Source organism: Sulfuricurvum sp. (genome assembly GCF_019163035.1).
Taxonomy (GTDB): Bacteria; Campylobacterota; Campylobacteria; order Campylobacterales; family Sulfurimonadaceae; genus Sulfuricurvum.
Map to the genome: position 1 here is coordinate 1 of NZ_JAFLKV010000033.1, position 6,199 is coordinate 6,199.

The following is a 6,199-nucleotide window of genomic DNA, read 5'->3' on the forward strand; positions in this document are numbered from 1 at the left end:
CTCTACCTCTCTCAAGACAACCCAATGCCCGAAATCGAGCGTCTACAGGTGAAGCTCCAAGAGCGCTATTTGATCAATACTTCTATTTTTCAAAGTATTCCCGATTATTGGGGATTGCAACAGCAGTTTCCGATCATGCCGCTAGATCGTCTCGATATCCCTGCCATCCGAGCGGCAAGTTTGTGGGACATTACCTGTGACAGCGACGGAGAAATCCGCTTTCAACCTGAGACACCGTTGTATCTCCATGATATCGATCTTGATGAAGAAGAATACTTCTTGGCATTTTTCAACGTCGGGGCGTATCAGGAGACTTTAGGAATGAACCATAATCTCTTTACCCACCCGAGTGAATGTACGATTCTCATCAATGAACATGGGTATGAGATCGAAAATTTCACGGAATCGGATAATGTACTCAATATCCTCGAAGATATCGGTTATGACTCTTCTAAACTTCTGAGTAACCTTAAAAATAAACTTGCATCCAGTGATTTTAGGACAGAAGAAGAAAAAAGTGATACACTTCAAAAACTCGAAATGTACCTCTACCAAAACGGGTACCTGCGAACCACTCGATAAGGATTGAATTTGGGACTTTTTTCTGAAATTGCCGAAGATTTTTCGAACGTTTATAAGAATGATCCCGCTATCAGTTCTCGAATCGAACTCTTTTTTAATTATCCGGGCGTTTGGGCAATCTTTTGGTACCGTATCTCCAACCGCCTCTATCGCAATGGATTTCGCGCTTTTGCTCGTGTCATCATGGGGATCAATCAAGTCCTTACCAACATTGATATCCATCCTGGTGCTACCATCGGACGACGTGTTTTTATCGACCACGGATTCGGTGTTGTGATCGGTCAAACAACCATTATCGAAGACGATGTTCTTATTTATCAAGGGGTAACGTTGGGCGGAGTTAGCCTCGTTGCCGGAAAACGTCATCCGACGATTAAGAGCGGTGTGGTCATCGGAGCCGGAGCCAAAGTTTTAGGCAATATTACCATCGGATCAAACTCAAAAATCGGAGCCAATTCCGTTGTCGTCCGTGAAGTTCCTGACAACAGTACCGCCATCGGAATTCCTGCCCATGTAATCCAAAAAGGGCGTGACAAAGATCCTTTCAGCCATAATAAACTCCCCGATATTAACAAAGAGATGTTTGAGTACCTCCTTCGCCGTGTTGCCGTGTTAGAGCATTATATGGTTCAAGACAATACGGAGATTTTAGAACAAGACTTGCAACTAGAAAACATCTATGAATCGTTTATTAAAGCGATGAAAAATTAACTACTCTGTTAAACATTTTTTAATATAGAAGCCATTACAATCAGTCGTTACTATTTCCCCTCCTCAAAGGTGTTCAATGACCCATAAGTTAAGTATTATCGGTTGTTCTTTACTTTGTGCTCTTCAGTTAGGGGCTACATCGTTGGACTCAGATACCCTCCGTTCTAGCCTCTCAAAGCCTCAGTTTGATCAAACCCTTTCCACATTAAGCGCTGACACATCCGATCAAGATGAGTTTTGGTACTGGCTTGATCTCGCACGACTGCAACAAGCAAACGGTGATTTTAATACGTCAATTAACTCATTTGAAAAATCGTTTGAAATTTTAGACGAATACGAAAACAGAGCCAAAGTAAGTTTACGCAGTGTAGGCTCTTTTTTAGGATCTACTTTTTTGTCTAAAGGGGCTGAAAGTTATTATGGAAAAGGGTATGAGCGTACCCTGATGCACACCCTTAATGCTCTTAATTACGCCATGATGGGGAATTTCGAAGGGGCTTCGGTGGAGATGCGCCGAATGGAACAGCGCCAAGAATTTTGGTTAAATGAAACCGAAGAAAAGATTAAAGAGGCGGCTGAAGAGAAAGAAAAAGCTGAAAAAGAGGGAAGTAATGTATCCTCTATCCCCAGTGAATATTCCATGTCAGCCATGCTCGAAGATGATAGTGTCCGAAAGTTAGCCAATAATTATCAAGACCCTTTTTCCTATACCCTCAGCAGTATCATCTCCAATATCGCATTTCCAACCGAAAATTTAGGAGAAGTGAGCCTTAAGCGTGCTATTACCCTTAACCCTGATGTCTCAAAAGCGTTTGTAAAGCTCCCCGCATCAGCACTTCCTCCTGTTACAGCCAAAGTCAAACCTATAGTAAAAGGGAAAAAAGCAACTCCTACTGTTGCTCAGCCACTCCAACCTAAAATTGAGAAAATGGAAATTACCGTGGTGATCTTAGCAGGTGAAGCACCGGCGGTTAAAATTGAAAAAATACGATTCCCTCTCTTTAACGGTGCTAACTATGCGAGCATTGATCTTCCGGCATTTAACCCTCCAATCAATGATATCAGCGTCGTCACTATTTCAACAGATAAACTACGACTCCAACCTCCAAGACTGTTACAAACCAATGCAATGGCATATAAAACCCTCAAAGACGAATTATTCGGTGAACTCTCTAAAGCGGTTGTACGAGCAACCACTAAAGCGGTGGTAGCTAAACAAGCGTCCGATAATTTTGGAGCTTTTGGGGGACTTATGGCATCATTAGTCATGGATGTCGGAAGTTCAGCGGCTGATTCAGGATACCGAAACTGGGAAATGCTCCCAAACTCAGGATACCTTTCTAAATTTGAAGCACTACAAGGAGAGACCTTTACTATTACCATGAACGATCGGCAAGAATCGTTCACCCTTCCAAAAGATAAAAAAGGGGTTCTTGTTCTTGTCTCTTACATCACTAACGATAATATAAGGATTGACCATGTTGCCTACTAAAAATATTCTCCTCTCGCTCGCACTTGGAAGTTTTTTACTTCTGGGGATGAGCGGTTGTGCCGGTAAAAACCAAGAACATTTCATCGGAAAAGAGCGTGTTATTCTTAAAGAACACAAAAGCTTCCAAGAAGGTAAATTTTTAAAAGTTGCCGCTACGTTTGAAAATGAAGATGACAACGAAGTTGAGGGTATGGTTTACCAAATCGAATGGATTGATAGCCGAGGTATTGTCGTGGATCAAACGGCATGGAAACCGTTTACTATCATCGGGAAACAGCAAATCCGTGTCGTTGATATGGCAAGCCGTCCCGATGTAACTGATTATCGTATTGTAATTTCAACCCCAAATAAATAAGGAAAAAACGCATGACAACATTCACAAAACTTTCTCTTACTACAACCCTTGTTCTCTCATCATTTTTAATGAGCGGTTGTGCAACCGGCGGAGCCGGAATGGTAGGTGCTTCATCTAATGTCAAATACGGCGATGCTAAAGCGGCTGAAACAGTAACAGCTGATTTCGGCTCATCCGATTTACAATCAACCGCAGAGACGTTAACACAGTCTCTTCTTGAAACTCGCTATATTGCAAAAGCGAAGCAACCACCGAAAGTTCGTCTTCGCACGGTTAACAATCTTACATACGAGCATATCGACACTAAAGCGATCACCGATAAAATCCGTATCAAGCTCCTAAAATCAGGACAAGTTCGTTTCTTGGCAGATACCGCGAACCTAAATCAAGTGAGTGCCGAGCGTGATTTGACCACAACTGCTACGACTAAAACCAAAATGAAAGCGATGACCGATTCGGATTACATCATTACCGGAAATGTCCGCTCAATCAAAAAAGCCAACGATGATGTCAAAGACGTTTACTACAATGTATCCATGGAACTCGTCGATCCTCAAAGCGGTGAGATTCTTTGGGCAGATGAAAAAGAGATTCGCAAAGTTACCGCAAAATCTTCGATGGGATGGTAAATCATGAAACTCATTACCTATGTACTTGCTGCTCTTTGTAGCACTTCAATAGTGCTCAGCGCCGCTATCTTGCCTGAAGGCGAACAGGTAGAAGTAAAACCGTTAAGCTACAACTATACCGTTGTACAGAATTTTGAAAACAGCGTTGCAGAAGCTACCCATAATCAAAACGGCAGTATCAAAGAAGATGAAAATGTCGAACACTCTTCTCATGTCAGCGGATCGGGATACTTCTCATTCAATGCAAGCGGATCGGCAAAAGCAAGTATGAAGCGTGATAATGAGTATAAAGATTACCAAGAAAAACGCAAGTATACAGCTAGCACGTACAACGATACCGTTATTGTTGAAAAAATTATGTACTCTGACAAAATGACGAGTGTTATCGAAACTGCATTCAACGATGCAGGTGTATCCATGTCGAAATCAGGAGAGTATGCTCTCACAGGATCTATCAAAGCAATGCGCTGTAGCAAACCACGCCTTGTCCCTGATGGAAGCAATGAGCGCTATGCGATCACGGCTACAACTTCGATTCATATTCAAGTTTCCAACAAAAAAACCGGAAAAGTGGTGTTTGCTAAAACATTTACAGGTACAGGTCAACAAACCTTTAACATGAATGATCCGGTTCCCGTCGATGACACCGTTGATATGTCGGTTGATGATTTAACTGCCTCAATGATCGAAACCCTCACGGGCAAAAAAAGATCAACTGAGACGAATTACCAAGATTCTCCAGGTAAACAGCTCATAGATTAAGAAAAGGATTCTTATGAAATATTATGCAGTCGGTTTGTTAGCTTTTATCGTATCAACGTTGTCTCATGCAGAGATACTTAACACGGGTAGCAATGATTATTATATGACACCACCTGCATCCTATTCATCATCTCCTGTCGTAGAATCATCTTCTCCACAGCAGCAATGTTGGTACGAGCAAGTGCCAATTAGCGGTGCTTCACAAGAGAGTGATACACCCAATGTCGGCGGTGCCATAGTAGGAGGAATCGTCGGAGGGATTGTCGGTCATCAATTCGGAAGCGGTAGCGGAAATGCGGCTGCAACCATTGCAGGTGCGGCTATCGGAACCGCAGTAGGTGCAAATTCAGGCAGTGCCCAAGTAACTCCTCAATATCAGCTCATCCGTAAATGTAATACGGTTCACTGACGTTTCTCCTTACATCCCCTCTGTGGGATTTATCGTCTCCACTACATCGAGTCCAAATCCGCCAAGTCCAGCAAAATCAGAGACTTTTGTCTCCGCAATCAGGCGCATATGTTTAACCCCTAATGATTTAAGAATTTGAGCACCGATACCGTACTCTTTCATATTGACTTGTTGATGATGCGGTTTATTGATAAAGAGTAATACACCGCTATTGTGTTTGAGATAATGGATTGAATCAATTAAATGGGTATATTTACTTTGATTGAGGAGCAAATCGAGATCCGGGACAACATTGTGTACTTTGACATTTGCCGTTTCTCCTGCTTTATAGAAAACCACTGCCGTATGACGATTGTCCTGATGGTCAGCAAATTCGTATTTTTTAACATGAACACCGAAAAACTCGATCTCTTCTTCCGAAATCGCTTTAACTAATGTTTCATTGGCGAGACGGAATTCGACGATATCCGAGATATAGACCGTTTTCAGATCATGTTTGGCAGCGAAGAGATCCAAATCGTCACGACGAGCCATTGTTCCGTCTTCTTTCATAATTTCACAGATAACTGCCGACTCTGCCAATCCCGACAAACGGCACAGATCTACTGAGCCTTCCGTATGTCCGATACGAACGAGTGTCCCCCCCTCTTTTGCAATCAGAGGAAAAATATGCCCAGGGGCAACCAATTCTGAGGGATGAGAAAGTGGATTTGCCAAAATTTTGATTGTCATATCCCGTTCGTGAGTTGAAATACCCGTTGTTGCTACCGTAGCATCCACTGAAATCGTAAATGCCGTTTCGTGCATGGAAGTATTCGATTTAACCATCGGCTCAAGGCTAAGGCGTTTAGCGATGCTTGGATTGATAGCTACACAGATTAACCCTTTGGCATGTGTTGCCATAAAATTGACATGATCCGGAGTTGAAAAAACGGAAGCATAAACCAAATCCCCTTCATTTTCACGATCCTCATCATCCACCATGATGACCATACGCCCTTTTTTAAACTCTTCGATAGCATCCAATACACGTTGCACTGCTGACATTTAAAACTCTTTTGTTATTAATATAGTAAGGCAATTATAGGGTAAAAGGTTTAAAATTTAATGACAATCAAGAAAATGGCATTTTTTGTACAATTGAGTGAAAAGTACTTGACAAATTTAGCAAAAGTGTCTATAATTTCGGCCTCACAACATAATGTTGGGGTATAGGCAAATGGTATGCCAACAGTTTTTGGTACTGTAGATTGAAGGTT

At 42.1% G+C, this 6,199-nt stretch carries 7 protein-coding genes and 1 pseudogene; 7 read left to right on the forward strand and 1 reads right to left on the reverse strand.

The features are described from left to right. The 7 genes and pseudogenes from JZU62_RS02780 to JZU62_RS02810 all read left to right on the forward strand — a co-directional run. Positions 1–582: pseudogene (locus tag JZU62_RS02780) on the forward strand (arginine decarboxylase); the annotation flags it as partial. Between the two features lie 9 nt (positions 583–591). Next, positions 592–1,293, forward strand: a complete 702-nt coding sequence (gene cysE, locus JZU62_RS02785) for a serine O-acetyltransferase (protein ID WP_295011673.1) — start codon at positions 592–594, stop codon at positions 1,291–1,293. 76 nt (positions 1,294–1,369) lie between these two features. After that, positions 1,370–2,785 (forward strand): hypothetical protein, encoded by a 1,416-nt coding sequence (locus JZU62_RS02790; protein ID WP_295011675.1) that lies wholly within the window; start codon positions 1,370–1,372, stop codon positions 2,783–2,785. Further along, positions 2,772–3,140, forward strand: coding sequence for a DUF1425 domain-containing protein (locus JZU62_RS02795; RefSeq protein ID WP_295011677.1), 369 nt, complete (start codon positions 2,772–2,774; stop codon positions 3,138–3,140). The genes JZU62_RS02790 and JZU62_RS02795 overlap by 14 nt, the downstream gene beginning before the upstream one ends. 11 nt (positions 3,141–3,151) lie before the next feature. Continuing rightward, positions 3,152–3,769 carry a penicillin-binding protein activator LpoB gene (locus tag JZU62_RS02800; protein ID WP_295011679.1) on the forward strand — a complete coding sequence of 206 codons (618 nt, stop codon included), beginning with the start codon at positions 3,152–3,154 and terminating at the stop codon, positions 3,767–3,769. A gap of 3 nt (positions 3,770–3,772) precedes the next feature. Beyond that, positions 3,773–4,531 carry a hypothetical protein gene (locus JZU62_RS02805; protein WP_295011681.1) on the forward strand — a complete coding sequence of 253 codons (759 nt, stop codon included), beginning with the start codon at positions 3,773–3,775 and terminating at the stop codon, positions 4,529–4,531. 13 nt (positions 4,532–4,544) lie between these two features. After that, positions 4,545–4,940 (forward strand): glycine zipper 2TM domain-containing protein, encoded by a 396-nt coding sequence (locus JZU62_RS02810; protein WP_295011683.1) that lies wholly within the window; start codon positions 4,545–4,547, stop codon positions 4,938–4,940. Between the two features lie 9 nt (positions 4,941–4,949). Here the strand turns inward: JZU62_RS02810 and JZU62_RS02815 are convergent, their stop codons facing one another. Continuing rightward, entirely contained in the window at positions 4,950–5,987 is a 1,038-nt protein-coding gene (locus JZU62_RS02815; RefSeq protein ID WP_295011685.1) for a bifunctional 3,4-dihydroxy-2-butanone 4-phosphate synthase/GTP cyclohydrolase II, read from the reverse strand. Between the last annotated feature and the right edge of the window lie 212 nt (positions 5,988–6,199).

Excerpts from the sequence above, each read along its gene's own strand:
- JZU62_RS02795 (WP_295011677.1), top strand. The coding sequence starts at position 2,772 with ATGTTGCCTACTAAAAATATTCTCCTCTCGCTCGCACTTGGAAGTTTT.
- JZU62_RS02805 (WP_295011681.1), top strand. The coding sequence starts at position 3,773 with ATGAAACTCATTACCTATGTACTTGCTGCTCTTTGTAGCACTTCAATA.
- JZU62_RS02810 (WP_295011683.1), top strand. The coding sequence starts at position 4,545 with ATGAAATATTATGCAGTCGGTTTGTTAGCTTTTATCGTATCAACGTTG.
- JZU62_RS02800 (WP_295011679.1), top strand. The coding sequence starts at position 3,152 with ATGACAACATTCACAAAACTTTCTCTTACTACAACCCTTGTTCTCTCA.
- JZU62_RS02815 (WP_295011685.1), bottom strand. The coding sequence starts at position 5,987 with ATGTCAGCAGTGCAACGTGTATTGGATGCTATCGAAGAGTTTAAAAAA.
- JZU62_RS02790 (WP_295011675.1), top strand. The coding sequence starts at position 1,370 with ATGACCCATAAGTTAAGTATTATCGGTTGTTCTTTACTTTGTGCTCTT.